The following is a 26,254-nucleotide window of genomic DNA, read 5'->3' on the forward strand; positions in this document are numbered from 1 at the left end:
GTCCGGGTGACGTCAACCCACTCATGCTAACCAGCCTCTCGTGTCACCCGCCTGGGTAGCCGCGAAACCTGTGGAAAACCAGGCCCTACCCCGTCACCCCTTGTGTCAATCCACAGCCGGAAACGTGTTCAGCGATGGTGCGGATACCCTAAGAGGGTGACGTTCCCGGTAGTAGGCATGGTCGGCGGCGGTCAGCTCGCCCGTATGACCCACGAGGCGGGCATCCCCCTCGGCATCAAGTTCAAGCTCCTCAGTGACACCCCGCAGGACTCGGCGGCGCAGGTGGCCGGCGAGGTCGTCATCGGCGACTACCGCGACCTGGACACGCTCCGCGCGTTCGCCCGCGGCTGCGACGTGATCACCTTCGACCACGAGCACGTGCCCACCGAGCACCTGCGCGCCCTGGAGGCCGACGGCATCCCCGTCCGCCCCGGGCCGGACGCGCTCGTGCACGCGCAGGACAAGGGGGTGATGCGGGCGAAGCTCGACGAGATCGGCGCGCCCAGCCCCCGCCACCGCATCGTGGCCGACCCGGCGGACGCGGTCGCCTTCGCCGAGGAGGCGGGCGGCTTCCCGATCATCCTCAAGACCGTGCGCGGCGGCTACGACGGCAAGGGCGTCTGGTTCGTGCGCTCCGCCGAGGACGCGCGCGACCCGTTCCTCGCCGGTGTGCCCGTGCTCGCCGAGGAGAAGGTCGACTTCGTCCGCGAGCTCGCGGCGAACATCGTCCGCTCCCCGCACGGCCAGGCCGTCGCGTACCCGGTGGTCGAGTCCCGGCAGGTCGACGGCGTCTGCGACACCGTGATCGCGCCCGCCCCCGACCTCGACGAGTCGCTGGCCGGTCAGGCCCAGGAGCTGGCGCTGCGGATCGCCAAGGAGCTCGGCGTCGTCGGCCACCTCGCGGTGGAGCTGTTCCAGACCACCGACGGCCGGATCCTCGTGAACGAGCTGGCGATGCGCCCGCACAACTCCGGCCACTGGACGATGGACGGCGCGATCACCAGCCAGTTCGCCAACCACGTCCGCGCCGTCCTCGACCTGCCGCTCGGCGACCCCCGCCCGCGCGCGCGGTGGACCGTGATGTGCAACGTCCTCGGCGGCGACTACCCGGACATGTACCAGGGCTACCTGCACTGCATGGCCCGGGACCCGCAGCTCAAGATCCACATGTACGGCAAGGACGTGAAGCCCGGACGTAAGGTCGGTCACGTCAACACCTACGGCGACGACCTGGACGAGGTGCTGGAGCGCGCCCGCCACGCCGCCGACTACCTGCGAGGGACGATCGTTGAGTAACCAGGCGAGCAACCCGCTCATCGGCATCGCCATGGGGTCCGACTCCGACTGGTCGGTCATGGAGGCCGCCGCCCAGGCGCTGGACGAGTTCGAGATCCCGTACGAGGTGAACGTCGTCTCCGCGCACCGGATGCCGCGCGAGATGATCGCGTACGGCGAGCAGGCCGCCGGCCGCGGCCTCAGGGCGATCATCGCCGGCGCGGGCGGCGCCGCCCACCTCCCGGGCATGCTCGCCTCCGTCACCCCGCTCCCGGTCGTCGGCGTCCCCGTGCCGCTGAAGTACCTCGACGGCATGGACTCGCTGCTCTCCATCGTGCAGATGCCGGCCGGCATCCCGGTCGCCACGGTCTCCGTCGCCGGCGCGCGGAACGCGGGCCTCCTCGCCGTCCGGATCCTCGCCGCCTCCGACCCGGAGCTCCGGACCCGCATGGAGGACTTCCTCCAGGACCTCAACGCGCAGGCCACCGAGAAGGGCAAGCGCCTGCGGGCCAAGGTCGAGGGCACCGAGTCCTTCGGGTTCGCCCGGTGAGCGCGGCCGAGCGGCTCGCCGAGGCCCGCGCCCTCCTCGCGGAGGCGCCCGTCGTCGACGGGCACAACGACCTCCCGTGGGCGCTGCGCAAGCAGTGCGGCTACGACCTCGACCAGCTCGACATCGCGGGCGACCGCTCGGCCACCCTCCACACCGACCTCGCCCGGCTCCGCGCCGGCGGGGTCGGTGCCCAGTTCTGGTCGGTCTACGTGCCGGGCAGCCTCGCCGGCGACCACGCCGTCAGCGCCACCCTGGAGCAGATCGACGCCGTCGACCGGCTCGTCGAGCGGTACGCGGCCGACCTCGCGCCCGCCCGTACGGCCGACGACCTCGTCAGGGCCCGTGGGGAGGGCCGGATCGCCTCCCTCAAGGGAGCCGAGGGCGGCCACTCCATCGACAACTCCCTCGCCACCCTGCGCGCCTTCCACACCCTCGGCGTGCGGTACATGACCCTCACGCACAACGAGAACAACGACTGGGCCGACTCCGCCACCGACGAGCCCCGGCACGGCGGTCTCACCGCCTTCGGCCGCGCCGTCGTCCGCGAGATGAACCGCTGCGGCATGCTCGTCGACCTCTCGCACGTCGCCGCCACCACCATGCGCGACGCCCTGGACACCAGTACCGCGCCGGTGATCTTCTCGCACTCCTCCTCGCGCGCGGTCTGCGACCACCCGAGGAACGTCCCGGACGACGTCCTGGAGCGGCTGCCCGCCAACGGCGGCGTGGCCATGGCGACCTTCGTCCCGAAGTTCATCCTCCCGGCGGCCGTCGAGTGGACCCTGCGCGCCGACGCCAACCTGCGCGCCCACGGGCTGCACCACCTCGACACCACCCCGCGCGCGAAGGAGATCCACGCCGCCTTCGCGGCGGGGGACCCGCGCCCGATCGCCACCGCCGCCACGGTCGCCGACCACCTCGACCACATGCGCGAGGTCGCCGGCGTCGACCACATCGGCATCGGCGGCGACTACGACGGCACCGCCTTCACCCCGGCCGGTCTCGACGACGTCGCCGGCTACCCGAACCTCATCGCGGAGCTGCTGCACCGCGGCTGGTCCCGCGCCGACCTGACCAAGCTGACCTGGTCGAACGCGGTCCGCGTGCTCGGCGACGCGGAGGCCGTCTCCCGGGACCTGACCGCCCGCACCCCCGCCTCCCACGCGACGATCACCCAGCTCGACGGCGCCTGACCACACCGGCGCCCGCGCCCCGGGGCGCCCTCCAGCCCCTCCGGTTCAGGACTTCCTGAACCGGATGGTGCCCCGGTCGCGCTCCGTCCCGCCGCCGTCGAACCGCGAGCGGTCGACCACGGGCCGGGGCGCGGGACGGCCCGCCTGGAGCCTGATCGTCGCCCGGCCGGAGAGCGCGGTACGCCACTCCCCGAGGCCGGGCCGGGAGCCGTACGGCCCGTCCGCCAGCTCCCACAGCCGCCCCACGGCGTCGAGGCGCCGCTCGTCCAGCACCCCCGGCAGCACCGCCAGCGGCCGCCCCGGCGCCACGTACGGGTCCTGCGCGAGGATCCGGCCGAGCATCAGGGCCGCCTTGTAGCGGTCGCTGTCGACGCTCACCGACCCGGGCGGGGCCTGCGGGTCGTGCCAGTCCGGGGTGTCGGCCTGGGCGAGGACCGGCCGGCGGCCGGTGATCCGGATGCCGTCGCAGTCGATCAGATGGAGGGCGGGCTCCGGGTCGAGCGACCACAGCACGTTCGCCTGCGACAGGTCGCCCACCACCAGCCCCATCAGGTGCAGCCGGTCCACCAGCTCCACCAGCACCACGGTCAGCGCCAGCCGCTCCTCCGGAGTGGGCTGCCGCAGGGTCCGGGTGGCCGCCTTCGGCGCCCGCAGCAGGAACTGGAGCTCGGTGAGCCGCCGGTCGCCCTTGGCCGTCGCCCACGTCATCGTGTCGGGCGCCCGGCGCATCAGGAAGCCCACGACCCGCCCGCCGTCCGTCACCCGGCACAGCGGCCAGGCCGCCTCCCGGTCGAGCCGCAGCCGCTCCTCCGGGACGAGCCCGAGCCGCAGCGCGACGAGCGCGGCCAGCGCCGAGCCGTCCGCCTTGTGCGGCTCCAGGTACCGCTTGAAGAGCAGGTCCCCGGGGCCGCCGACCAGGTGCACCTCGCCCTGGCCGCCCGCCGTGAGCTTCCCCGCGAGCGGCAGCAGCGCCTGCTCGACGTCGGCGCCGTCGTCCGCCGTCACCGCCGTCCCTCCCACAGCACGGCCGCGGTGCGGTCGTCGTCGTACGACTTCACCCGGTACTGGAACTGCCAGAGGAAGTCGGCCGGTTCGGGCGCGCCGCCGCCCCACGCGCCAGTGAGGAACGCCCGCATCTCCGGCTCCCCGGCCAGCGGCGAGGAGAAGCCGTCGGTGGAGACCACCAGGACGTCCCCGGGCAGGGTCTCGACCAGCCGGGCCGTGGCGGTACGGGCCAGCGGCAGCGCGGCGGTCCGGGTGTCGATCATCCGGTCCCCGTCCGCCTCCCGCCCGTCCTCGCCGGGCGCCAGGTCCCACGCCCCGTCGCGGAGCAGGGCCGTACCGCCGTCCCCGACGGTGAGCAGCCCGCGGGTGCGGACGGCCGGGTCGAGCGGGACGAGGAGGACCCGGAGGGTGGTGGAGTAGACGACCGGGTCCAGGTCCTTGCGCGAGGCCCGGTCCGCCAGCCATTCGGCGATGTGCCCGGTCACCCCGTCCGCCAGCTCCGCGAACCGGTCCTCACGGCCGGCGGCCAGCGCCTCGTACACCTCCTGGGCGTGCACGCCCAGGAGGCACAGCGCGGTCCGGCAGGCGTGGTGCGACCCGAGGTGCGAGAGCGGCTGCGAGCCGACCCCGTCCGCCACGGCCACCGCCAGCAGCTCCCCGGAGCCCTTCTCGCCCAGGTGGGCGGTCATCACCGAGTCCTGCCGGGCCTCGCCGAGGTACCGGTGGGAGTCCCCGCGCACCGACGCCGCCCGCAGGGTCAGCGCCCCGTGCGCCGCCCCGTCGAGCACGATGTCCGGCACGACGGCGGCGGCGAGCGTGTCGTCCGTCATCCGCGGCCGCCCCTGCGGCACCGGCGGATAGCTGGGCGCCCGCCGCCCCGCATGCGCCGGCGACCCGAGCACCGGAGCGGAGGGCGCGGGCGGATCGGCGGGGACGGGCGGGGCCGGGACCGGGGGAGCGGCGGGAGCGGCCGGCGGGGCCGCCGGCGCGGGCTCCACCGTTACGGGTTCCACCTGTACGGGTTCCACCGTTACGGGCTCCGCCGCCGGGGCGGGCGGTGCCTCGGGCGGTGCATCCTTCTCCAGGCGTACGCGGGGCGGGGGCTCCCAGGGGCGCGGGGGTTCCGGCCGGCTCATGTGGTCCATCTCGGCGTCCTCAGAGCTTGTCGAGCGAGACGGTCGCGAAGCCGGGCACGGTCTCCTCGACGACGAGCGAGAAGTCCGAGGTGCCGTCGGAGGCGATCGTGGTGGCGGACCGGACGATGGAGCGGGTCAGGCTGGAGGCGAACTCGCGCAGCGCGGCGGCCGGGGAGACGTTCTGGTCCTGCTGTATGAAGGCCCGGAAGTTCGCCACCTGCGCGATGGTGGACTCCTCCGCGTCCCCGACGCCGAAGGCGATGATCTTCGGGCAGAAGCGGGACCCGGTCAGCTCCTTGTACGCCTGCGGCCAGTCGTCGTCCGTCGGGATGCCGTCGGACATGAAGAAGGCGACCGGCCGGTAGACCTCGTGCCCCTCCGCCTTCAGCGCGGCCACGTCCGTCTCGATGCAGCGCAGCAGCGTGCGGAAGGCGTTGCCGAAGGAGGTGAGGCCGCCGGCCGAGAGCGCGGGGACCTCCTCGATGTCGCTGAGGTCGGCCAGCGGCTGGAGCACCTGCGCGTCGGTGGAGAACCCGATGAGGCTGAACCGGGTCTTGTCGGCCACCGTCGGGTTGGTGCTGATCTCGGTGTGGAGCTCCACCAGCGCGGTGTTGAGCGCGTCGACGCTGTCGCCCGCCATCGAGCCCGACTCGTCGCACAGCAGGTAGAACGGAAGAATCTGCATGGTTCGCTTCCCTCCGGTGGGGCGGCCTGGCGCCCCTCAGTACGTGTAGAAGTAGATCTCGATGTCGGCGTGCCCTCCCGAGGCGCCGCCCTTCCAGAAGTCCCGTGTGGTGGTTCCCTTGAACATGTCCGGACGGGCCTTCGCCAGCTGGGAGTTGACCTCGCTCGCGTAGGTGCCGCCGGCGCCGGGGTCGGGGTGCCGGCCGAAGGTGAGGACGAACGCCGCCTGGCGTCCCGCGTACTTCGCGGTCACCTCCCGCAGCCGCTTCCGCATCGCCTCCCGGTCGCCCGGGCCCGCGTCGATCGACACCTTCACGGGGGTACGGACCACGGCCCGGGGCCCCTTGGGCTTCGGCGGCTTCGTCGCACCCGGCTTGGGGCTCGCCGAGGTGCCGGGCCGGGCCTCGGCGGCCAGCGGGTCGCCCCGGTCGCCCATCGCGACGAGGGCGAGGACGAGCAGCATGTCCGCGAAGAGCCACCCGGCCAGGTGCAGCGGGTTGAACCGCGGCGCCCTCACCGCGACCCGTCCCCGTCCGGCCCCTCACGGCCCGGCGCGCCGGGCGGCAGCGCGGGCGGCACCCCCGCCCCGCCGTCCCGCGCGAGCGGCACGGCAGGGCGCGACGCACCCGCCGCGCCGGTTCTACGGCTCGCGCCGGAGTCATCGGTCGCGCCGGTTCTACGGCTCGCGCCGGAGTCATCGGTCGCGCCGGTTCTACGGCTCGCGCCGGTTGCACCGCCCGCGCCGGTTCCACCGGCCGCACCGGAGCCACCGCCCACGCCGGACCCACTGCCCCCGCCGGACCCACCGCCCGCGCCGGATCCATCGTCCGGATCCCGCCCGTGGTCCCGGCCCGAGCCCCCGCCCTTGCTGAGGCTCAGCACCCCGTCCCGGCCGCCGTCCCGCCCCGCGCCCCGACGCCCGCGCTCCCGACCACCGCTCCCACTCCCAGCAGCGTCGCGCGCGAGCGCCGTCGCGAGGGTGTCGGCGGCCTGGCCGAGGCGGTCGGCGACGTGGGTCAGCGCGTCCGCCTGGTCGGCGAGGCGGCCGAGCAGGGCCTGGGCGTCGGCCCGGTCCTGCGCGGCGGTCTCGACGATCGTGGCGAGCCGCCCGAGCACCTGCCCGGAGAGGTCACCGGAGACCTCGATACCGGTGGTGAAGGAGCGCTGCGCCGCCGCCAGCGTCATGACGGAGTCCTCGACCCGCGTGCCGGCCTTCTCCAGGACGTCCCTGACCTCGCCGTTCGTCCCGCGCACGTCCTCCAGGGCCTGGCGCACCAGCACCCCGCCGCCGTTCACGGCCTCCTCGATGCGGGTCGCGGCGGTCTCCAGCGGCTTCACGGCGCCGTCCACCCCGGCGAGCCGCTCCTGGGCCCGGTCGAGGGACTCGCCGACGGCGCCCGCGGCCTGGGCGAGGAGTCCCTGGGTCTTGGAGGCCCGCTCGCCGAGCCGGGTCAGCGTGCCGGCCGACTTCGTCAGCTCCTCCGCGAAGCGGACGGGGGAGGAGAGCCGGTGCCGGTGGAGGCACAGCTGCGCCCGGGTCAGCACCGGCACCATCCGCCGCAGCAGTGCCTCCGCCCGCCGCTCCGCCGCCTTCTCCCGCTGCTCCGAGCGGGCCCGGCGCCAGCCGTGCAGCACCGCCAGGACCAGGAGGAGGACGATCGCGCCGGTCGCCGTCCCGGCCACGTGCCCGAAGGTGAAGAAGCCGGTGAGGTGGCCCTCGAAGCCGGACTGCCACAGCTGGAGGAAGGGCCGGGTGGCGGCCTTGGGGTTCGCCCCGGTCAGCGCCCCGTACGCGCTCGACGCCTGCGTGAGCCCGTACCAGGTCAGCGCGAGCGGGACGAAGACGAGCCCGCCGAGCGCCGTCTCCAGCCAGCCCCAGGCGGCGTGTTCGCGGGGCGGCGCCCCGGGGTCCACGCTCTCCGGGCGTGCGTAGGCGGCGACCAGGTCCAGCTCCGTCCACGGGTCGAGCTGCCCGGAGTCGGAGGACCGCAGGGCCTTCGCCAGCGACCGCAATTCGTCGGCGCGCGGTGACAGTTGGGGCTCCATGCTCAACTGCTCGATATCCCGGGCCACTTGCTGACGATCCGTCGAGAGACCGACGGTCATGCCCACCCCCACGGACGTGACGAGAAAGGGGGTTCCGTCCTCGGCGCCGTGCGCTCCCCAGCGCATCCGATCCCCGCCCGCCGTCCCCCGGTTGGGAGCAGATCGTAGCCCACTCGCCGATACTGTGCGGATCGCGGATCCGATACGTCCGGGGGGAAATGACATGGCATCAGACCGTGAGCGCGGGGTCATCAGGCTCAAGCCCAAGGCGCCCGGGGAGAGCGCCCCGCCGGCCCGCGCCGACCGGGCGGCGCGCGGCACGCGCGAGGTCCTGCTGACCAAGGCGACCCCGCTCGGTCTCGTCTCCGGCCGGGGCGTCCTCCAGGCCAACCTGAACTGGTCCGCGGGGAGCGGCGCCGATCTCGACCTCGGCTGCCTGGTCGAGCTCACCGACGGCTCGATGCACGTCGTCCAGGCGCTCGGCGACGTCTTCGGCTCGCTGGAGGCGCCCCCGTACTCGCTCCTCGACCAGGACGACAGGACCGGCGCCTCCTCGGACGGCGAGACCCTGCGCACGAACCTGGAGTACCGGGCGAGGATCCGCCGGATGCTCGTCTACACCTTCGTCTACGAGGGCGCCGTCGACTTCCGCAGCCTCGGCGCGACCGTGACGGTCACCGCCCCCTCCGGGAACCTGCGCATCCAACTCGACGACGCCCCCGCCGGGGCGACCGCCTGCGCCATCGCCCTCGTCACCGCCGCCGAGGGCGGCATGGACGTCCGGCGCGAGGTCCGCTGGTTCACCGCGACCGGCCAGGAGAGCAACCAGCAACTCATCGACCGCGCCTACGGCTTCGGCTTCGAGTGGGTCTGGACGACGAAGGACTGAGACAGGACAGCCCCGGGCCGGGCGGCCGTCACCCGGACGGCGCAGCCCGGCGGGCCCCCGGCCGGAGCCGCTGGCACGGTGGAACGTACTGCCCCGCCCCTTCGGCGGGGTAGTACTGCATCACCGAGTTCGGAAGTGTGAGTAGTGCGATGGCAGATCTCGACGATCATCCCCCCTTCTCTGCCGCCTCCGGCGCCGTCGGCGCGCTGGAATCCCCGGAGCCCCCACCCCCGCCGCTCGACGAGACCACCCGCGCCCGGGCGATCCTGGCCGCCCAGCCCGTCATCGAGGGCCACGCCGAGCTGCCCGCGCTCCTCGATCCCGAGGACCTGCCGCCCGCCCGGGCGCAGGAGGCCGGTGCCCAGTTCTGGTCGCTGCGCGTGGACTCCGACGACGTCGTCGGCACCCTGCGCCGCCTCGACGCGATCCGCGGGCTCGTCGCCGCCTGTCCCGAGGACCTGCGCCTGGCGTACACCACGGCGGAGATGGTCCACGCCCGCAACTGCGGCCGGGTCGCCGCCCTCCTCGGGCCGGTGAGCTGGACCGCCGTCGGGGGCTCGGCCGCCACCCTGCGGGCGTACCACGCCCTCGGCGTCCGGGCGGTGAACCTCACCCGCTTCGACCGCTTCGCCCGCGAGGCGGTCCGCGAGATGAACCGCATCGGCCTGGCGGTGGACCTCAGCGGCGCGGACCAGGACACCCTCCGCAAGGTCCTCGCCGTCACCCGTGCCCCGGCCCTGCTCAATCGGGCCGCCCCGGAGGCCCTGCCGGACGACGTGCTGCGGCTGCTCGGCGAGAACGGCGCGGTCTGCATGGTGCCCGTCGGCGAGGACCCGGCCGCCACGGCCGACCTGCTCGACCGGGTACGCGACGGGGCGGGGCCCGCGTCCACGGGCCTGTCCCACCTGGCGGAGCCGGGCGCCGGTTACGTCGCGCTCTTCGCGGAGCTGCTGCGGCGCGACTGGCCGGCCCGGGACCTGGTGGGCCTGGCCCACGGCAACACGACCCGGGCCCTGCGCGAGACCGAGTTCCTGTCCCGTACGAACCGGATCAGGCCCGTCGCCGCCTGACCCTCCCAGGTACGAAAAAGGGGGCGCCCTGTCCACACAGGGCGCCCCTTCCCCCTACCGTCACGCGCGCGGGCGGCCCATCGCCCGGTACGTCCAGCCGGCCGCCCGCCACCGCTCGCCGTCCAGGGCGTTGCGCCCGTCGAGGAGCACCGGCGAGGAGACGGCCGCGGCCAGCTCCGCCGGGTCGAGCTCGCGGAACTCGCGCCACTCCGTCAGGTGCAGGACCACGTCCGCGCCCCGGACGGCCGCCAGGGCCGAGTCCGCGTAGCCGAGGGTCGGGAAGACCTTGCGGGCGTTGTCCATGCCCTTGGGGTCGTAGACGGTGACCTGGCCGCCCTGGAGGTGTATCTGGCCGGCCACGTTGAGCGCGGGGGAGTCGCGGACGTCGTCCGAGTCCGGCTTGAAGGTGGCGCCGAGGACGGCGACCCGGCGGCCCAGGAAGGAGTTCCCGCCGAGCGCCTCGCGGGCCATCTCGACCATCTGGCCGCGCCGCCGCATGTTGATGGAGTCGATCTCGCGGAGGAAGGTCAGCGCCTGGTCGACGCCGAGCTCGCCCGCGCGGGCCATGAAGGCCCGGATGTCCTTGGGCAGGCAGCCGCCGCCGAAGCCGACGCCGGCCCGCAGGAACTTGTTCCCGATCCGCTCGTCGTGGCCGATCGCCTCGGCCAGCTTGGCGACGTCGCCGCCGGCCGCCTCGCAGATCTCGGCCATCGCGTTGATGAAGGAGATCTTGGTGGCGAGGAAGGAGTTCGCGGCCGTCTTGACCAGCTCGGCGGTCGGGAAGTCGGTGACGACGAAGGGCGAGCCCTCGGCGACGGGGACCGCGTACACCTCGCGGAGCAGCTTCTCGGCCCGCTCGCCGCCCTCGCCCTGGACGCCGACGACGATCCGGTCCGGGCGCAGGGTGTCCTGGACGGCGAAGCCCTCGCGCAGGAACTCGGGGTTCCAGGCCAGCGTCACGCCCTCCGGGAGCACGGAGGCCAGCCGCTCGGCGGAGCCGACCGGGACGGTCGACTTGCCGACGGCGAGCGAGCCGGAGCGGGCGACGGTGGCGAGGGAGGCGAAGGCGGCGTCGACGTAGCTCATGTCGCAGCCGTACTCGCCGTGCTTCTGCGGGGTGTTCACGCAGACGAAGTGGACGTCGCCGAAGGCGCCCACCTCCTCCCAGGAGGTGGTGAAGCGCAGCCGCCCGGTGGAGCCCTCGATCCCGGCGACGTGCTTGGCGAGCAGCTCCTCGAGACCGGGCTCGTACATCGGCACGCGGCCGGAGGCCAGCAGCTCGATCTTCTCGGGCACGACGTCGAGGCCGAGGACCTCGAAGCCCATCTCCGCCATGGCCGCGGCGTGGGTGGCTCCGAGGTATCCGGTGCCGATCACGGTGATCTTCAGGGCCATGCGGAAACTCCAGGGACGTCGGGCGAAACTGCCTGCCCGAGCATAGTCGTGCCCTGACAGACCCCCTGTTCACGGCCTACCCTTTGGGTTACTTAACGGTAGTTAGCGAGCGTGGGAGTGTGTGAGCGTGGCGGGATCGGCTGATTTCGACCTGTACCGGACCTCCGAGGAGCACGAGATGCTCCGGGAGTCGGTGCGTGCGCTGGCGGAGGCGAAGATCGCTCCGTTCGCGGCGGCGGTGGACGAGGAGGGGCGTTTCCCGCAGGAGGCCCTGGACGCGCTGGTCGCGAACGACCTGCACGCGGTGCACGTCCCGGAGACCTACGGCGGTGCGGGCGCGGACGCGCTGGCGACGGTGATCGTGATCGAGGAGGTCGCCCGCGTCTGCGGCAGCTCGTCCCTGATCCCGGCGGTGAACAAGCTGGGCTCGCTCCCGGTGATCCTGTCCGGCTCCGAGGAGCTGAAGGCCAAGTACCTCGCCCCGCTCGCCGCCGGCGACGCGATGTTCTCCTACGCGCTGTCGGAGCCGGACGCCGGTTCGGACGCGGCGGGGATGAAGACCCGCGCCGTGCGCGACGGCGACTTCTGGGTGCTCAACGGTGTGAAGCGGTGGATCACCAACGCCGGCGTCTCCGAGTACTACACGGTGATGGCCGTCACCGACCCGGAGAAGCGCTCCAAGGGCATCTCCGCGTTCGTCGTGGAGAAGTCCGACGAGGGCGTCTCCTTCGGCGCCCCGGAGAAGAAGCTCGGCATCAAGGGCTCCCCGACCCGCGAGGTCTACCTCGACAACGTCCGCATCCCCGCCGACCGCATGATCGGCGCCGAGGGCACCGGCTTCGCCACCGCCATGAAGACCCTCGACCACACCCGCGTCACCATCGCCGCCCAGGCCATCGGCATCGCCCAGGGCGCCCTCGACTACGCCAAGGGCTACGTCAAGGAACGCAAGCAGTTCGGCAAGCCCATCGCCGACTTCCAGGGCGTGCAGTTCATGCTCGCCGACATGGCCATGAAGCTGGAGGCCGCCCGCCAGCTCACCTACGCCGCCGCCGCCAAGAGCGAGCGCGTCGACAGCGACCTCACCTTCTTCGGCGCCGCCGCCAAGTGCTACGCCTCCGACGTCGCCATGGAGGTCACCATCGACGCCGTCCAGCTCCTCGGCGGCTACGGCTACACCCGCGACTACCCCGTCGAGCGCATGATGCGCGACGCCAAGATCACCCAGATCTACGAAGGCACCAACCAGATCCAGCGCATCGTCATGGCCCGCAACCTCCCGTAACCACGGGAGGCCGCGCGGCCAGGACCCCGGAAGGTCACCGGTTCGACTCGACGGTGACCTTCTGGTCGTTCTTGATCTGCTCGACGAGCTGCTTCACCTTCGGCATGTCCCACTTCAGGGAGCCCTGCGGCGCGCTGCCCCCGATCGGCATGTTCATGGACTTGCCGTCGCCGCCGCTGATGCCCTTCATCGCGAAGAACATCTGCCCGAGGTCGTACAGCGACATGTCCTTGTCCACGACCAGCGTGTCCAGACCGGCGCCGAGCGTCGGGTACAGCGCGAACGGGTTGAGGATCGTGCCCGGCGTCGCCGCCTGGTTGGCCAGCGCGGACAGGAACTTCTGCTGGTTCTTGGTCCGCGCCAGGTCCGACTCGGCGAAGGCGTACCGGGTACGGACGAAGGCGAGGGCCTGCTCGCCGTTGAGGGTCTGCGTCCCGGCCTGGAAGTCGGCGCCCGACTTCTTGTCCTTGAAGCCCTTCTCGATGTTCAGCTCGACACCGCCGAGCGCGTCCACGATGTTCGCGAAGCCGGCGAAGCCGATCTCCGCGTAGTGGTCGATCCGCAGCCCGGTGTTGTACTCCACCGTGCGGACCAGCAGCTCGGGGCCGTCCATCGCGTAGGCCGCGTTCAGCTTGGAGCCGCCGCGGGCCGGGAAGGACTTGCCGGACTCGGAGCCGACGAAGTTCGGGATCGTCACCCAGGAGTCACGGGGCAGCGAGATCATCGTGTTCCCGCTGGAGCAGGCCGCGAGGATCATCATCGAGTCGGTCCGCTTGCCCTCCGCGGAACCGGTGTGCAGCTTCTTCTTGTCCTCGGCGGTCATGCCCTCGCGGCTGTCGGAGCCGACGATCAGGTACGTCGTGCAGTCGCCCTCGGCCGGCCGCTCGATGACCTTGGAGAGGTCGACCTCGTTGCGCATCTGTGAGCTCGCCCACGCGTAGGTCCCGACGCCCCAGGCGAGGACGCCGACGACCAGCACGATCGAACCGATCTTGATCCGCTTGCGCCAGTCCGGCGCCGGACCGGTGGGACGGGTGCCCGGGCCGCCGGGACCGCCGGGGCCGGAGGGTCCCCCCGGACCGCCGTGCCCGTGTCCCTGCCCGTGGCCGCCCTGCGGCCCGCCGTACACCTGCCCGGTGCTGTACCCGGAGTCGTACCCCGTGGCCTGCGCCTGAGTGAAGTTCGGGTTGTACGCCTGTCCCTGGTCGTACCCCTGCTGGTACTCCGGAGACTGCTGTCCCTGCGGTCGTCGCTGCACGTGCCGCATCGGGCGGGCGCCCTCGGGCTGCTCAGGCCAGTCATTCATGCGGACCAGTGTGCCGGTCTCCGCTTTCCGGGCGACAGGCCGGGTGGAAAATAGGACCGGTGCTGTTGCGAAGCTGATGCAAAGCGGACAACGCCGAAACCCGGCATAAGGTGGAGGACATGACAGATCAGGGCCACATCCCGGGCAAGCCCACCTCGGCCTCCCGCACCACCCTCAGCCACATCATGACCAGCCACGACACCAACCTCCTCGGCACGGTGCACGGCGGCGTGATCATGAAGCTGGTGGACGACGCGGCGGGCGCCGTCGCAGGCCGCCACTCCGGCGGCCCGGCCGTGACCGCCTCCATGGACGAGATGGCCTTCCTGGAGCCCGTCCGCGTCGGCGACCTCCTCCACGTGAAGGCCCAGGTGAACTGGACCGGCCGCTCCTCCATGGAGGTCGGCGTCCGCGTCCTGGCCGAGCGCTGGAACGACACCACCCCCGCGACCCAGGTCGGCTCCGCGTACCTCGTCTTCGCCGCGGTGGACGGCGACGGCAGGCCCCGTACGGTCCCGCCGGTCCTCCCGGAGACCGAGCAGGACAAGCGCCGCTACCAGGAGGCCCAGATCCGCCGCACCCACCGCCTCGCCCGCCGCCAGGCCATCAAGGAGCTCCGCGAGCGCAGGGCCGCCGACGGCTACATCGACTGAGCCGCCCGGCCGGCGCCCCGGCCCCCGGTGCTACGGGCACACCACCTGGTCCCCGGTCACCGCCTCGAAGGGCCCGCGCGCCGGCGCGGTCTCGGCCTTCACCGCCGTGACGCCCTTGTACTCCGACCCGACCGTCACCCGCAGGGTCCCGCCCCGCCCCGGCACCGGCTTCAGCTCGGCGCCCGGCAGGGCCGCGGCCAGGGACTTCGCGGACCGGTCCCACCGGGGGTCGTACTCCACGAGGGTCCGCTTCCGCTCGCCCCCCGCGCCCGTCATCGGCGTCCGGGTCGTGTCGAACCCCGTGCCCCGCAGCGCGTCGTCGACCTTGCGCCCCAGCCCGTCGATCCGGGTCCCGTTGTAGACCTGCACCCGGATCGACTTCGGCGCCACCTCCACGACGACGGCCTGGGGCTTCTTCGCCGCCGCGACCGGCCGCGAGGCCAGCGGCCGGTCCTCCCGCAGCGCCGCGAACAGCTTCTGCGCCTTCTCCGCGTCCCACTTCACCGTCGACCCGATCCCCTTCACGGGGAAGTCCATGTCCCCGATCGGCACCGACACGAACTCCGACGACGCCGGCGTGAAGCCCCGCATCGCCTTGGCGAGCGCCAGCAGCTGGTCCGTACCGAAGTCCTCGTCGGCCCGGACCGAGCCGAGCATCGTCGTCGCCACCTCCCGGAACCGCACCGGGTTGAACAGCACCCCGCCGCTGGTCAGCCGGTCCACCAGCGCCGCCAGGAACTTCTGCTGCCGCTGCATCCGCCCGATGTCCGAGGCCCCGTCGAAGTGCCGGGAGCGCACGTACTGGAGCGCCTGCCCGCCGTCCAGCTCGTGCGTGCCGGCCGCCAGCTCCAGGCCCGTGTAGGAGTCCTTGACCGGCTTCGCCGTACAGATCTGCACCCCGCCGACCGCGTCCACCGTCCGCATGAAGCTGGTGAAGTCGACCTCCAGATAGTGGTCGATCTTGACCCGGGTCAGCGCCTCCACCGTCCGCACGGTCAGCGCCGGCCCGCCCTCCGCGTAGGCGGCGTTCAGCTTCACCGGGTGCGCGCGGTGCTTCTCGCCGCTGTTCTGGTCGGTGTGCTCCGGCAGCTCGGCGTACGAGTCCCGGGGCAGCGAGACGACGCTCGCCCGCTCCCGGTCCTCCGAGATGTGCACGAGGAGGACGGTGTCCGTGCAGTGGCAGGGCGCCCCGCCCAGCCGGTACTTCTCCTTCTCCTCCGGCGTGATCCGGTCGCGCCCGTCGGTGCCGACGACGAGCACGTTCATGCCGTTGCCCGCCTGCGGCCGGTTCTTCATGTCCTTGAAGGGGTCCACCCGGGTGATCCCGGTGTCCAGTCCGGTGACCACCGCGTGCCCGATCCCGCCCGCCGCCAGCACCACCACCGACAGCGCGGTCGCCATCCGCATCCCCCAGCGGGGGCGCCGCCGCGGCCTGCGCACCGGGGCGGGACCGCCGCGCCGGGGCACCGGCGGGCGGCCGGGCGCACCGGACCTGCGGGGCGGACGGGGCGTGCGGGGCGGTGTGGGCACGGACGGACACCTCCGCGGGTGCGACAGGGGGACCGTGAGCACGGTAGGCCCATACGATCAGCCGGTAGGGTCACCGGCCCCGGCGGCGCGCGCCGCTGTCCCCCATTCGCGGTAACGTGGCCCGTTGATGAACGCCACGCCCCCCGTATCCGTGATCATGCCGGTCCTCAATGAGGAGCGGCATCTGCGCAACTCGGTCCGCCACATCCTGGAGCAGGAGTACGACGGCGAGATGGAGGTGGTGATCGCGCTCGGCCCGTCCACGGACCGCACCGACGAGATCGCCGCCGAGCTGGTACGAGAGGACCCCCGGGTCCACACCGTGCCCAACCCCACCGGCCGCACCCCCGCCGCGCTCAACGCGGCGATCAAGGCGTCCCGCCACCCGATCGTGGTGCGCGTGGACGGCCACGGGATGCTGTCGCCGAACTACATCGCCACCGCCGTGCGCCTCCTGGAGGAGACGGGCGCGCAGAACGTCGGCGGCATCATGCACGCCGAGGGCGAGAACGCCTGGGAGGACGCGGTCGCCGCCGCGATGACCTCGAAGATCGGCGTCGGCAACGCGGCCTTCCACACCGGAGGCCAGGCCGGCCCCGCCGAGACCGTCTACCTCGGCGTCTTCCGCCGCGAGGCGCTCGAACAGCAGGACGGCTACAACGTGGAGTTCATCCGCGCCCAGGACTGGGAGCTGAACTTCCGCATCCGCGAGGCCGGCGGCCTGATCTGGTTCTCGCCGGAGCTGCGCGTCCAGTACCGCCCGCGCCCCTCGGTGAAGGCCCTGGCCAAGCAGTACAAGGACTACGGCCGCTGGCGCCACGTGGTGGCCCGCTACCACGCCGGCTCCATCAACCTCCGCTACCTGGCCCCGCCGGTCGCCGTCTGCGCCATCGCCGCGGGCGCGGTCGTCGGCGCGACGCTCACCCCGCTCGGCTTCGTGATCCCGGCCGGCTACCTCGCCGCGATCACCGCCGGCTCGGTCCCGGCGGGCAAGGGCCTCTCCCTGAAGGCCCGCGCGCAGATCCCGGTGGCCCTGGCCACCATGCACATGTCCTGGGGCTTCGGCTTCCTGACGAGCCCCAAGGCCCTCGCCCGGAAGGTCATCGCGAGCCGCCGCCCGGCGGTGAAGCGCGGCGAGACCGAGACGGTCTGACCCCACCCCACCCCGTACACACACACCGACGGCCGGGCCCCTCCCCGAGGAGCCCGGCCGTCGGTACGTGCGTACGGGGTCACCGCCGTACCGGCTCAGCTCACGCCGTCCCAGCGGTAGACCGAGTACACCTCCATGCACTTCGCCTTGTCGCTCGCGCCCTCCGGCAGATCGCCCGCCGTCCGCTTCGGCGCCTCGTAGGCGGTGCCCTCGCGCCAGTCCGCGCCGACGACCAGGGTGACGTTCTCGATGGTGGCGTCCGCCCGGACGGTGGAGGCGGGCAGGCCCAGGGCCTTCGCCACGGACTCGGCGTCCGCCCGGCCCTGGTCGCCCGACGCCTTCGGGTAGCCGACGACCGTGCCCTTGCTGGGCTTGGGCTCCTTGGAGGTGTCCGCCTGGGTGAAGCCCTTGGCGGTCAGCGCGTCCTTGATGTCTCCGGCGCGGCCCTCGACGGGCGCCTCGTCGTTCCCGGCGGTGCCGTTGATGACGGTGACAGCGAGGGAGGCGGGCGCGGCGGCCGTCGGCTTCGGCTTCGCGGCCGTCGGCTTGGCCGCCGGCTTCGCGGGCGCCTTGTCGCCGTTCTTGTCCATGGCGACGTCGTTCCGGAGCAGATCCCAGATCTTCTCCGCGTCCGCGGTCCTCGGCTGGAGCCACGCCTCCGGGTTCGGCGCGTAGGGGGCGGTCGGGATGGTGATCGTCGACAGCCGGTCGACCTTCACGTTCCTGAGCTGCATGCTGAGGTCGAAGAGCTTGGCCACGGTGTCGAGCCCGTCGGAGACCTGGAGCGCCTTGGTGCCGGTCTCCGCCAGGCCCATCAGCCGGCCGGTGTCGGTCCAGGCGTTCTGCTGCTGGAGCTTCTTCAGCATGCCGTTGAGGTACATGTGCTGGGCCTTGGCGCGGTTCTGGTCGCTGCCGAAGGCGTGCCGGGTGCGCAGCCACTGGAGGGCCTGCTCGCCCTTGACCTCGGTGGTGCCCTCCTTCAGCTTGAGGCCGGAGCCGCCCTTGACCCGGGCGGTCGACTTGTCGTGCACGCCGGTGGTGACACAGACGGGGACGCCGCCGACCTCGTCGGCCATCGCCACCACGCCCGCGAAGTCGACCATCATCCAGTGGTCGATGTAGACGCCGGTGAGCTTCTCCCAGGTGGTGAGCGTGCAGCCCGGACCGCCGCGCGGGAGCGTGGAGTTGATGGGCTGGTCGGTGGTGGCCGGGTAGGTCTCCTTGCCGTCCTCGCTCTTGCACTCGGGTATGGGGACCACGGTGTCGCGGGGGATCGATATGAGGGAGGCGTTCTGCCGGTCGGCGGAGACGTGCAGGAGCATCTGCACATCGGCCCGGGGCTTGTCGTTCCGCAGGTCCTTGCCGCCGCCCAGCGCCACGTTCGCGTCGGACGACCGGTCGTCCGAGCCGATCAGCAGGATGTTCAGCGGGGTGTCGCCCAGCGCGTTCGGCGGGGCCTTCTTCACACCGCTGTCGCCGCCCGCGCGGCCACCGCTGCGGATGTTGCCGTTCAGGTGCTCGTAGTACGCGTAACCGGCGCCGGCCGTCCCCAGGACGAGGACCGCCACGCCGATCGCCGACCAGCGCAGCACCTTCCGCTTGCCGGCCTTCTTGGCCTGCCGGCGCGCGGCGGCCCGGCCGCCCGCGGTGGTCGCGGCCGCGCCGCCCTCACCGTCGGAGCCCCCGGCCGTCCCGCGCCGGCGCGCGGCGCGGCCGCCCGTGGCGGCGGCGGTCGGGTCCGGCCCCCCGGCCGTGCCCTCCGCCCCGCCCGCGCCGGTCGCCTCGCCGGCGCCGTGCAGCTCGTCGTCCCAGCCCCGTTCTCGGGCGTGCGGGACGCTCGGCTGTTGCGTCCCCTCCCGTCGCACGCTGTTCTGTCCCACCCCTGGTCCCCTCATCGTCAAGGGCGCGCCCGAACCCGCTGTTCTCGGGTCACTGGGCGCACACCTTCTTGTCCGCTTCTACCTGATCCACGTCCGGCGCCTTCGTCGGAGCGGTCATGGACACCCCCGCGCCCTTGAAATCGGCGCCGAGGACGAGCGTCATGGGCTCGCGCTCCCCGGCGGCCGTGGTGCCCTGCTTCAGAGCGGTGGCCGGCAGACCCATCATCGCGGCGAGCGCGCGGGCCTGGTCGGCCTGGTTCGGTGCGTAGCTGAGCGTGGTCTTCGCCGCCTTCTCGGGGGCGTTGCTCTTGTTGGTCGAGCGGGACACGCCCTGCTCGTTCTGGAGCCACAGGAGGGTCGACTGGGCCGCGCCCTGGATGCCGCTGCCGTTGTAGACGTCGACGCGGACCTCGGCGGCCGGGGCCTTCGCTCCCTGGAGGAGCTTCGCCTGCGCCTGGGCCTTCGCCTTCTTGGCGTCGGCCTCCTTCTTCTTCACCTCGGTGAAGGAGACGTCCTGCTCGATCATGCTGAAGACCTGGGGGGCCTTCACCGGGTCGAGGACGACGGTCGCGCGCGCGTTCGGCGGCTCGTCGGGGTTGTCGACCACGGGCACGGTCAGGAAGGTGATGTTCTTCAGGTCGACCTTGGCCAGTTCCTTCGCCAGGGAGACGAGCTTCGACGCCTCGCCGATCCCCTTGTCGACGGTGAGCGACTCGGTCGCCGCGTTGGCCACGTCCAGCAGCCGCGTCGGGCTGTCGAGCGTGTCCTCCTTGAGCTGGCGCATCATCGAGGCGAGGAACTGCTGCTGCTGCTTGATGCGGTCGAGGTCGCTCTCGTTGCCGAGACCGTGCCGGTTCCGCAGGAAGGCGAGCGCCTGCTCTCCCTGGACGCGGTGCTCGCCCGCGGGGAGGTTGAGCTTCGAGTAGTTCTTGTCGTGGATCGGCTTGGCGAGGCAGACCTTGACGCCGCCGACGGCCGTGGACAGCTTCTTGACGGCGTTGAAGTCGACCATCATGAAGTGGTTGACCGGCAGGCCGGACATCTGGGTGATGGTCCGCATGGTGCAGCCGGGGTCGCGGCCGTCGACGCCGAAGGACTCGTTGAACTTGGTCTTGCCGACCGAGCCGGGGATGACCTTGGTGCCCGCGTCCGTGTTCGTCGGGCAGTCCGGGATCTCGGTCTTGAGGTCGCGCGGGATGCTCATCGCCGTCGCGTTGGTGCGGTCCTCGGCGATGTGGATGAGGAACGTCGTGTCGGCGTGGCCGGTGACGTTGTCCTTGTTGCCGTAGCTCTCGTTGCCCTCGCCGGTGCGGACGTCGTTGCCGATGACGAGGATGTTCAGCGGGCCCTTCATCCCCTCCGTCTGCGCGGCGGCGGTGCCGACGTCCACGACGCCGAGGTTGCCGTTGAGCTTGCTGTAGATCGCGTACGCGCCGACCGCGCCGCCCACCAGGACGAAGGCCATCGTGCCGCCGGTCCACAGCAGGACCTTCTTCTTGCGGCTCGCCCCCCGCTTGGGCTTGCGGCGGCTCTGCGGCGGCACGCGTCCGCCGCGCGAGGTGCCGGTCTCCGGCTCGGTGCCGTCCTGCTCGGCCGGGCGGCGGCGCCGCTGGCCCGGAACGGGAGCTTCGGCCGGGGCGGTTGGCCGGGCGTCGGAGCGGGTACGGGAAGCGGTGGTAGCGGAATCGGGGCTACCGGCGTGCGAGCCCCCGTCCGCCGACTGCCCAGCGGAGTGGTCCAGTCGCAGTTCGTAGTTGCCGGTCTGCGGGTTGAGCACCCACTGGTCGGCGGGGTCGATCTCGTCCGCCCGTCCACGGCTGTGCGCGTCCACGGTTCCTGTCCTCCGTCGGTGCCACGCGGGGCGCCTCCCCCTGTCGGCGCCACTCGGTCGTTCGATCCTTGGCTGAGTGCGACCACACGGTCGGGGTGCACCGGATCGCGTCACACTATCCGCCCAGTTCAGCGCGGGGCGACGTCAGTGACAAATTCCACGCCCCTTACAACTGGGCAATTTGCCCAAACCACATCGCCCCCTGGTCATACCTTGGGCCCCGCTTTACCCAACGGCCCCCCCGGATCTCTACGAGCACACGCCCTCCGCCGCGTTCCGCCCCGTGAAGGTGGGCGTCGTGCTCGGCAGGGGGCTGTCCGCGTCGTCGGGCTTCCCGTCGGGAGATGCGTCCGCACCCTCTTCCGGTTCCGGTGGAGTCACCAGGACCGGCTTGTCCTCGCGGAGTTGCCGGAAGAGCTCGCTCGCAGCGGGCTGCACCAGTTCGTCCCGGTTCGCGTTGTACGTGTACGGGCGCCGCGGCACCGTCAGGAACTGGACCTTCTCCGTCGGGATCGCCCGCATCGTCCGCGCCAGGTCGTACAGGTCCCGCAGCGAGTCGAGCCCCGGGTCCGTCGTGATCGACTTCGTCGCCGCGTCCAGGACCGGATACAGCTTCGTAGGGTTCAACAGGACCCCGTCGCTCTGCACCTTGTTGACCAGCGCGCCCAGGAACATCTGCTGCCGGTCCATCCGTTCGGTGTCGCTGCCGTTCCCCAGCGACTTCCGGGCCCGGACGAAGCCCAGCGCCTGCTCCCCGTTCAGCGTCTGCCGGCCCGCCGGCAGCTTCAGCTTGGCGTCGCTGTCGTCCACCGGCTCCTTGAGGCAGACCTCGACCCCGTCGACCGCGTCCACCATCTTCTTGAACCCCCGGAAGTCGATCACCATGTGGTGGTCGACCCGGATCCCCGTCAGCTTCTCGACGGTACGGATGGTGCACGCCGTCCCGCCCCACTCGAAGGCCCAGTTGAACTGCGCCAGCTGCTCCCGGGTCCTGCCCCCCTCGACGCTCGCGCAGCTCGGGATCGTCACCATCAGGTCGCGGGGGATCGACACGGCCGTCGCGCCCGACTCGTCGGCCGCCAGGTGCAGCAGGATCACGGTGTCCGAGCGCTGGGTGCCCTTGTCCCGGCCGTACTTGCGGTTCCCCTCGCCGGAGCGGGTGTCCGAGCCGATGAGCAGGATGTTCCGCGCGGCCGCCACGACGGCCGCCGGGCGCTCCTTCTCGTACCGGCGCAGCTCGTCGGCGGCGGTGGTGTCCGTGGTGATGTTGTCGTCGAGCTTCCGGTAGAACCACCATCCGGTCCCGGCCGCGCCGAGCAGCACGACCGAGACGCCGAGCGCGGTCCACCGCAACCAGTGCCGGCGCGGCTTCGCGGCCGTCCCGGAAGAGCCGTCCCCGGAAGCGTCGTCCCCGGAAGCGTCGTCCCCGGATTCCCCGTCTCCGGAATCCCCGTCCCCGGTCTCCGCCTCGGGAGCCTGGTCGGGGGGCGGTTCCGGAGTCGGTTCCGGCGTCGGTTCCGGGTCCGGTTCGGCGGGGGTGCCAGCGCGGTCCGTCACGTCGTCAGTCCGTCCTTCGGGGCGTCGGAGGCGGGTCGGGCGCCCGGCGTTCGCAGTAGGAGACGGCCGAACCCGACACGGGGTTGTACGGAGGAGACGACTCCCCCCGGGCCGATCATGTACCGGACTGGCCGTACGGTCGCGGGTACGCGGCGCGTCGATCGGCCGAACGGGTGCATCGGACGCGCGAACGCCCGCACCCGGCGCCTGCCCCGGACGCCCGTACCCGCCCCTGGGCGCCCGTCAGAGCGCCGTGGCCGTCACCCGCTCGCTCTCGATGCGCTGCTCCAGCGACTCCGGTGCCAGCGCGCCCACGTTCCGGCACAGCACGACCGAGCCTCCGGCGGCCAGCGGCGCGTACAGCCCGGCCGACAGGCCCTCCCAGCCGTCGTACGGCAGCCCGGACAGCAGCCGCGAGCCGGGGCCGAGCCCGAGCCGTACGGCGTCGAGCCGGGCCCGCTCGACGAGCCCCGCGCCGCTCTGTTCCGTACCGTCGACGACGAGGGCGGGCGCGTCCGCGTCCACGGGCGCGAACGGGGCGAAGCGGTCGCCCTGGCCCGGCACCTCGACCGCGTAGTCCGCGTACCCCGCGGGCGCGGCGGGGAAGCGGCGTCCCAGCGGCGCCAGGGAGAGCGCGATCCGCTCCCCGGAGCAGGCCAGGCCCGCCTCCAGGGTGTCCGGTCCCGCGACGACCAGGTCGGCGTCCGCCGGATCGCCGCCCAGCTCGGCCGTCACTCCGACGGAGGAGCAGGCGAGCAGCCAGACGGCGGTCTGCCAGTGCGCGGGCAGCAGCAGCGCGAGCCGGTCGCCGGGCTCGGCGGACAGCTCGCCCTGGAGCAGATTGGCCGTCTTCGCCACCCAATTGGCGAAGGTGGCGACGGACAATTCCACCCGTTCACCGGTGGCGTCGTCGTAGTAGGTGACCAGAGGGCGTGCGGGGTCCGCGGCGAGCGCGGATCGCAGCAGGTCGGCGGGGGTGCGGTCGCTGGCGTTCACGCCGCACAGGGTACGCGGGCCACCGCGCCGCCCTGGGCCGTACCGGTGACGGCGTCCTCCGGTCGGCCTGACGCGCCGTCCGTTTCCGGCCGCCCTCCCGCCGCGCGCCGCGCCCGCCCGCTCCGCACGATCGGGCCATGCGTGCCTCACTCGCCTCCTCGATCGCCGTCGCCTGCGCGGCCGCGCTCGCCCTGCCGGTCACCCTCGCCGCCCCCGCGACGGCCACCGCGCGCCCGGCGGCGGCCGCCTTGCCACCGGAGCGGGACGAGCTGCCGGGCGCCACCCAGTCGCTGCCGCTCCGTCCACTGGGCGCCGCCGTACGCTCCTTCGGCGAACCCGGCGCGGCGCGGGAGCAGGGCCTGGCCCGACGGGACGTCAGACCCTTCTCGCTCGTCGGCGTCGTCTGGGACGACCCGGCGGCCCCCCTGCACGGCACCGTCCAGGTCCGCACCCGCGCGACCGCCGACGGCGTCTGGTCGCCGTGGCAGGACGTCGAGACCCACAACGAGGAGCACGGCGCCGACCCCGGCACCCCCGAGGGCGCCGCCGGCACCCTGCGCGGCTCCACCGCCCCGCTGTGGGTCGGCGACGCGGACGGCGTCGAGATCCGCGTACGGGCGGGAGAAGCGCACGAGGAAACGGCTGACGTCCCGCTCCCGGCCGGGCTCCGCCTCGAACTGGTCGACCCCGGCGAGGAACCGGCGGCCACACCGGCCTCACCGGCCCCCGGCACCCGGGCGATGGCCCCGCCGGCCGTCCTGACCGCCGCGGAGGCGGCCGCGAGCGGCGTCAACAGTCAGCTCGCCCCGTTCGGCGCGACGGCCGTCCCCGCAGCCGCCGTCCCCGCGTCGGCGGGGGAGGAGAGCGTGGCCGCGCCCGTACACGACGTGTCGGCGGCGCAGCGGGAGGAGGCGTCGGTCCCACAGCGGGAGGCGGCGGCCAAGAAGCCGTACATCGGCCCCCGCCCCAAGATCATCACTCGCAAGGGCTGGGGCGCCGACGAGAAGATCCGCGAGAAGGGCTTCGTCTACACCAAGAGCATCAAGGCGGCCTTCGTCCACCACAGCGCCACCGGCAACAACTACAAGTGCAGCCAGGCGCCCTCCGTCCTGCGCGGTATCTACCGCTACCACGTGAAGAGCAGCGGATGGCGTGACTTCGGCTACAACTTCGCCGTCGACAAGTGCGGAAACATCTACGAAGGCCGGGCCGGGGGAGTGGCGAAACCGGTCCTCGGCGCGCACACCCTCGGCTTCAACACCAACAGCATGGGCATCGCCGTCCTCGGCACCTACACCAGCACCACCCCGCCGGCCGCCGCCGTGACCGCCGTGGCCCGCCTGACCGCTTGGAAACTGGGGCTTCACGGCATCAATCCCAAGGGCACCCAGACCCTCGTCTCCGGCGGCGGCAACCTGTACAAGAAGGGCAAGAAAGTCCGGTTCCACACCATCGCCGGACACCGTGACGGATTCGCCACGGACTGTCCCGGCAAGCGTCTCTACGGCAAGCTCGGAACCGCGCGCTCCTCCTCCGCGAAGTACCAGGGTCGGCGCTGATGGGGGCGCGGAGGCAACCATCTGCATAAACTGACCGGTCATATCGCACGGACGACCGAGACGGGCGCGCTCAACCGGCCCCGAACAGGAAGCAGAGACGACAAGGTGACAGAAGCGATCCTCCTGGTCGGTGGCAAGGGCACACGGCTGCGACCGCTCACGGTCAACACGCCCAAGCCCATGGTCCCGGCGGCCGGCGTCCCCTTCCTGACGCACCAGCTGGCCCGGGCCAAGGCCGCCGGCGTCGAGCACATCGTGCTCGCCACCTCCTACCTCGCCGAGGTCTTCGAACCGCACTTCGGCGACGGCTCCGACCTCGGCCTGAGCCTGGAGTACGTGACGGAGGAGGAACCGCTCGGCACCGGCGGCGCGATACGCAACGTCGCCTCGCGCCTCCACTCGGGCCCCGACGACCCGGTCCTGATCTTCAACGGGGACATCCTCACCGGCCTCGACATCCGCGCCCTGGTGGCCACGCACGCCGACTCCGGCGCCGACGTCTCCCTCCACCTCACGCGCGTCGAGGACCCGCGGGCCTTCGGCCTGGTCCCGACGGACGAGACGGGCCGGGTGACGGCCTTCCTGGAGAAGCCGCAGACCCCGGAGGAGATCGTCACCGACCAGATCAACGCCGGCGCGTACGTCTTCCGCCGCTCGGTCATCGACTCGATCCCCGCCGGCCGCCCGGTCTCCGTCGAGCGCGAGACCTTCCCGGAGCTCCTCGCCTCCGGCGCCCACCTCCAGGGCATGGTCGACTCCACGTACTGGCTGGACCTCGGCACCCCGCAGGCGTTCGTCCGCGGCTCCGCCGACCTGGTCCTCGGCCGCGCCCCCTCCCCGGCCGTCCCCGGCCGCTGCGGCGACCGCCTCGTCCTCCCCTCCGCCCGCGTGGCCCCCGACGCCAAGCTGACCGGCGGCACGGTGGTCGGCGCGGACGCGACGGTGGGCGAAGGCGCCCGTGTGACGGGTTCCACCCTCCTGGCCGGCGCCGTCGTCGAACCCGGCGCGGTCATCACCGACTCCCTCATAGGCGCCGGCGCCCGCATCGGCGCCCGCTCCGTCCTGACGGGCGCGGTCATCGGCGACGGCGCCCACGTAGGCCCCGACAACGAACTCCGAGACGGCATCCGCATCTGGTGCAACGCCACCCTCCCGGCCGGCACAGTCCGCTTCAGCTCAGACCAGTAAGCACCTGACGGCCCCCCCCGTTCCGTTGTGGGCATACGTTCCGCTAGGGCGGAACGGGTGGGCACAACGGAAC

General features: G+C 72.7%; 22 protein-coding genes. 10 read left to right on the top strand and 12 right to left on the bottom strand.

Annotation, left to right across the window (positions count from 1 at the left end):
* The first annotated feature begins 156 nt into the window (after positions 1 to 156).
* From ACFXMG_RS27920 to ACFXMG_RS27930, 3 genes are read left to right on the top strand one after another with little or no spacing between them, the layout of a single operon-like run.
* On the top strand, positions 157 to 1,296 hold the full coding sequence (locus ACFXMG_RS27920) for a 5-(carboxyamino)imidazole ribonucleotide synthase (RefSeq protein WP_383817432.1): 1,140 nt from the start codon (positions 157 to 159) through the stop codon (positions 1,294 to 1,296).
* A gap of 31 nt (positions 1,297 to 1,327) precedes the next feature.
* Positions 1,328 to 1,825, top strand: coding sequence for a 5-(carboxyamino)imidazole ribonucleotide mutase (gene purE, locus ACFXMG_RS27925; protein WP_383817671.1), 498 nt, complete (start codon positions 1,328 to 1,330; stop codon positions 1,823 to 1,825).
* Positions 1,822 to 3,018 carry a dipeptidase gene (locus ACFXMG_RS27930; protein WP_383817429.1) on the top strand — a complete coding sequence of 399 codons (1,197 nt, stop codon included), beginning with the start codon at positions 1,822 to 1,824 and terminating at the stop codon, positions 3,016 to 3,018. The genes purE and ACFXMG_RS27930 overlap by 4 nt, the downstream gene beginning before the upstream one ends.
* Positions 3,019 to 3,063: 45 nt before the next feature.
* Here the strand turns inward: ACFXMG_RS27930 and ACFXMG_RS27935 are convergent, their stop codons facing one another.
* The 5 genes from ACFXMG_RS27935 to ACFXMG_RS27955 form a co-directional block, all read right to left on the bottom strand.
* Positions 3,064 to 4,023 (bottom strand): hypothetical protein, encoded by a 960-nt coding sequence (locus tag ACFXMG_RS27935; protein WP_383817427.1) that lies wholly within the window; start codon positions 4,021 to 4,023, stop codon positions 3,064 to 3,066.
* Positions 4,020 to 4,853 carry a protein phosphatase 2C domain-containing protein gene (locus ACFXMG_RS27940; protein ID WP_383817425.1) on the bottom strand — a complete coding sequence of 278 codons (834 nt, stop codon included), beginning with the start codon at positions 4,851 to 4,853 and terminating at the stop codon, positions 4,020 to 4,022. Before ACFXMG_RS27940 ends, ACFXMG_RS27935 begins: the two co-directional genes overlap by 4 nt.
* 325 nt (positions 4,854 to 5,178) lie before the next feature.
* Positions 5,179 to 5,844 carry a VWA domain-containing protein gene (locus ACFXMG_RS27945; protein WP_383817422.1) on the bottom strand — a complete coding sequence of 222 codons (666 nt, stop codon included), beginning with the start codon at positions 5,842 to 5,844 and terminating at the stop codon, positions 5,179 to 5,181.
* 36 nt (positions 5,845 to 5,880) lie between these two features.
* The gene (locus ACFXMG_RS27950) at positions 5,881 to 6,360 is read right to left on the bottom strand and encodes a hypothetical protein (RefSeq protein ID WP_383817419.1); all 480 of its coding nucleotides are present in this window, start codon (positions 6,358 to 6,360) and stop codon (positions 5,881 to 5,883) included.
* The gene (locus tag ACFXMG_RS27955; RefSeq protein ID WP_383817416.1) at positions 6,357 to 7,916 is read right to left on the bottom strand and encodes a methyl-accepting chemotaxis protein; all 1,560 of its coding nucleotides are present in this window, start codon (positions 7,914 to 7,916) and stop codon (positions 6,357 to 6,359) included. The genes ACFXMG_RS27950 and ACFXMG_RS27955 overlap by 4 nt, the downstream gene beginning before the upstream one ends.
* A gap of 196 nt (positions 7,917 to 8,112) precedes the next feature.
* Here ACFXMG_RS27955 and ACFXMG_RS27960 point away from each other — a divergent pair, with 196 nt between their 5' ends.
* Together ACFXMG_RS27960 and ACFXMG_RS27965 are read left to right on the top strand one after the other, a co-directional pair.
* Positions 8,113 to 8,778: a tellurium resistance protein gene (locus ACFXMG_RS27960; RefSeq protein ID WP_383817414.1), complete on the top strand. Its 666-nt coding sequence runs from the start codon at positions 8,113 to 8,115 to the stop codon at positions 8,776 to 8,778.
* 149 nt (positions 8,779 to 8,927) lie between these two features.
* On the top strand, positions 8,928 to 9,848 hold the full coding sequence (locus ACFXMG_RS27965; RefSeq protein ID WP_383817411.1) for a membrane dipeptidase: 921 nt from the start codon (positions 8,928 to 8,930) through the stop codon (positions 9,846 to 9,848).
* A gap of 60 nt (positions 9,849 to 9,908) precedes the next feature.
* Here ACFXMG_RS27965 and ACFXMG_RS27970 read toward each other — a convergent pair whose 3' ends face one another.
* Positions 9,909 to 11,243: a UDP-glucose dehydrogenase family protein gene (locus ACFXMG_RS27970; protein ID WP_383817408.1), complete on the bottom strand. Its 1,335-nt coding sequence runs from the start codon at positions 11,241 to 11,243 to the stop codon at positions 9,909 to 9,911.
* Between the two features lie 127 nt (positions 11,244 to 11,370).
* Here ACFXMG_RS27970 and ACFXMG_RS27975 point away from each other — a divergent pair, with 127 nt between their 5' ends.
* Positions 11,371 to 12,528: an acyl-CoA dehydrogenase family protein gene (locus tag ACFXMG_RS27975; protein ID WP_384120145.1), complete on the top strand. Its 1,158-nt coding sequence runs from the start codon at positions 11,371 to 11,373 to the stop codon at positions 12,526 to 12,528.
* Between the two features lie 34 nt (positions 12,529 to 12,562).
* Here the strand turns inward: ACFXMG_RS27975 and ACFXMG_RS27980 are convergent, their stop codons facing one another.
* Positions 12,563 to 13,834 carry an LCP family protein gene (locus ACFXMG_RS27980; RefSeq protein ID WP_383830845.1) on the bottom strand — a complete coding sequence of 424 codons (1,272 nt, stop codon included), beginning with the start codon at positions 13,832 to 13,834 and terminating at the stop codon, positions 12,563 to 12,565.
* A 119-nt stretch (positions 13,835 to 13,953) separates the two neighbouring features.
* Between ACFXMG_RS27980 and ACFXMG_RS27985 the strand changes: the two genes are divergently transcribed.
* Positions 13,954 to 14,487 (top strand): acyl-CoA thioesterase, encoded by a 534-nt coding sequence (locus tag ACFXMG_RS27985; protein ID WP_383830843.1) that lies wholly within the window; start codon positions 13,954 to 13,956, stop codon positions 14,485 to 14,487.
* Between the two features lie 30 nt (positions 14,488 to 14,517).
* On the opposite strand, the gene ACFXMG_RS27990 is transcribed toward ACFXMG_RS27985, so the two are convergent.
* Entirely contained in the window at positions 14,518 to 15,894 is a 1,377-nt protein-coding gene (locus ACFXMG_RS27990) for an LCP family protein (RefSeq protein ID WP_383830848.1), read from the bottom strand.
* A 250-nt stretch (positions 15,895 to 16,144) separates the two neighbouring features.
* Between ACFXMG_RS27990 and ACFXMG_RS27995 the strand changes: the two genes are divergently transcribed.
* On the top strand, positions 16,145 to 17,170 hold the full coding sequence (locus ACFXMG_RS27995) for a glycosyltransferase family 2 protein (protein WP_383830840.1): 1,026 nt from the start codon (positions 16,145 to 16,147) through the stop codon (positions 17,168 to 17,170).
* A 95-nt stretch (positions 17,171 to 17,265) separates the two neighbouring features.
* Here ACFXMG_RS27995 and ACFXMG_RS28000 read toward each other — a convergent pair whose 3' ends face one another.
* The 4 genes from ACFXMG_RS28000 to ACFXMG_RS28015 form a co-directional block, all read right to left on the bottom strand.
* Positions 17,266 to 19,050, bottom strand: coding sequence for an LCP family protein (locus ACFXMG_RS28000; protein WP_384120142.1), 1,785 nt, complete (start codon positions 19,048 to 19,050; stop codon positions 17,266 to 17,268).
* Between the two features lie 49 nt (positions 19,051 to 19,099).
* Entirely contained in the window at positions 19,100 to 20,881 is a 1,782-nt protein-coding gene (locus ACFXMG_RS28005; RefSeq protein ID WP_383828969.1) for an LCP family protein, read from the bottom strand.
* A 249-nt stretch (positions 20,882 to 21,130) separates the two neighbouring features.
* Positions 21,131 to 22,438, bottom strand: a complete 1,308-nt coding sequence (locus tag ACFXMG_RS28010) for an LCP family protein (RefSeq protein ID WP_383828967.1) — start codon at positions 22,436 to 22,438, stop codon at positions 21,131 to 21,133.
* Positions 22,439 to 22,681: 243 nt separating this feature from the next.
* Entirely contained in the window at positions 22,682 to 23,434 is a 753-nt protein-coding gene (locus tag ACFXMG_RS28015) for a TIGR03089 family protein (RefSeq protein WP_383828965.1), read from the bottom strand.
* A gap of 137 nt (positions 23,435 to 23,571) precedes the next feature.
* Here ACFXMG_RS28015 and ACFXMG_RS28020 point away from each other — a divergent pair, with 137 nt between their 5' ends.
* Together ACFXMG_RS28020 and ACFXMG_RS28025 are read left to right on the top strand one after the other, a co-directional pair.
* Positions 23,572 to 24,993, top strand: coding sequence for a peptidoglycan recognition protein (locus tag ACFXMG_RS28020; RefSeq protein WP_383828963.1), 1,422 nt, complete (start codon positions 23,572 to 23,574; stop codon positions 24,991 to 24,993).
* 105 nt (positions 24,994 to 25,098) lie between these two features.
* Positions 25,099 to 26,181, top strand: a complete 1,083-nt coding sequence (locus ACFXMG_RS28025; RefSeq protein ID WP_031014362.1) for a sugar phosphate nucleotidyltransferase — start codon at positions 25,099 to 25,101, stop codon at positions 26,179 to 26,181.
* Positions 26,182 to 26,254 lie beyond the last annotated feature (73 nt).

Source organism: Streptomyces sp. NPDC059201, assembly GCF_042754585.1.
Classification (GTDB): Bacteria; Actinomycetota; Actinomycetes; order Streptomycetales; family Streptomycetaceae; genus Streptomyces.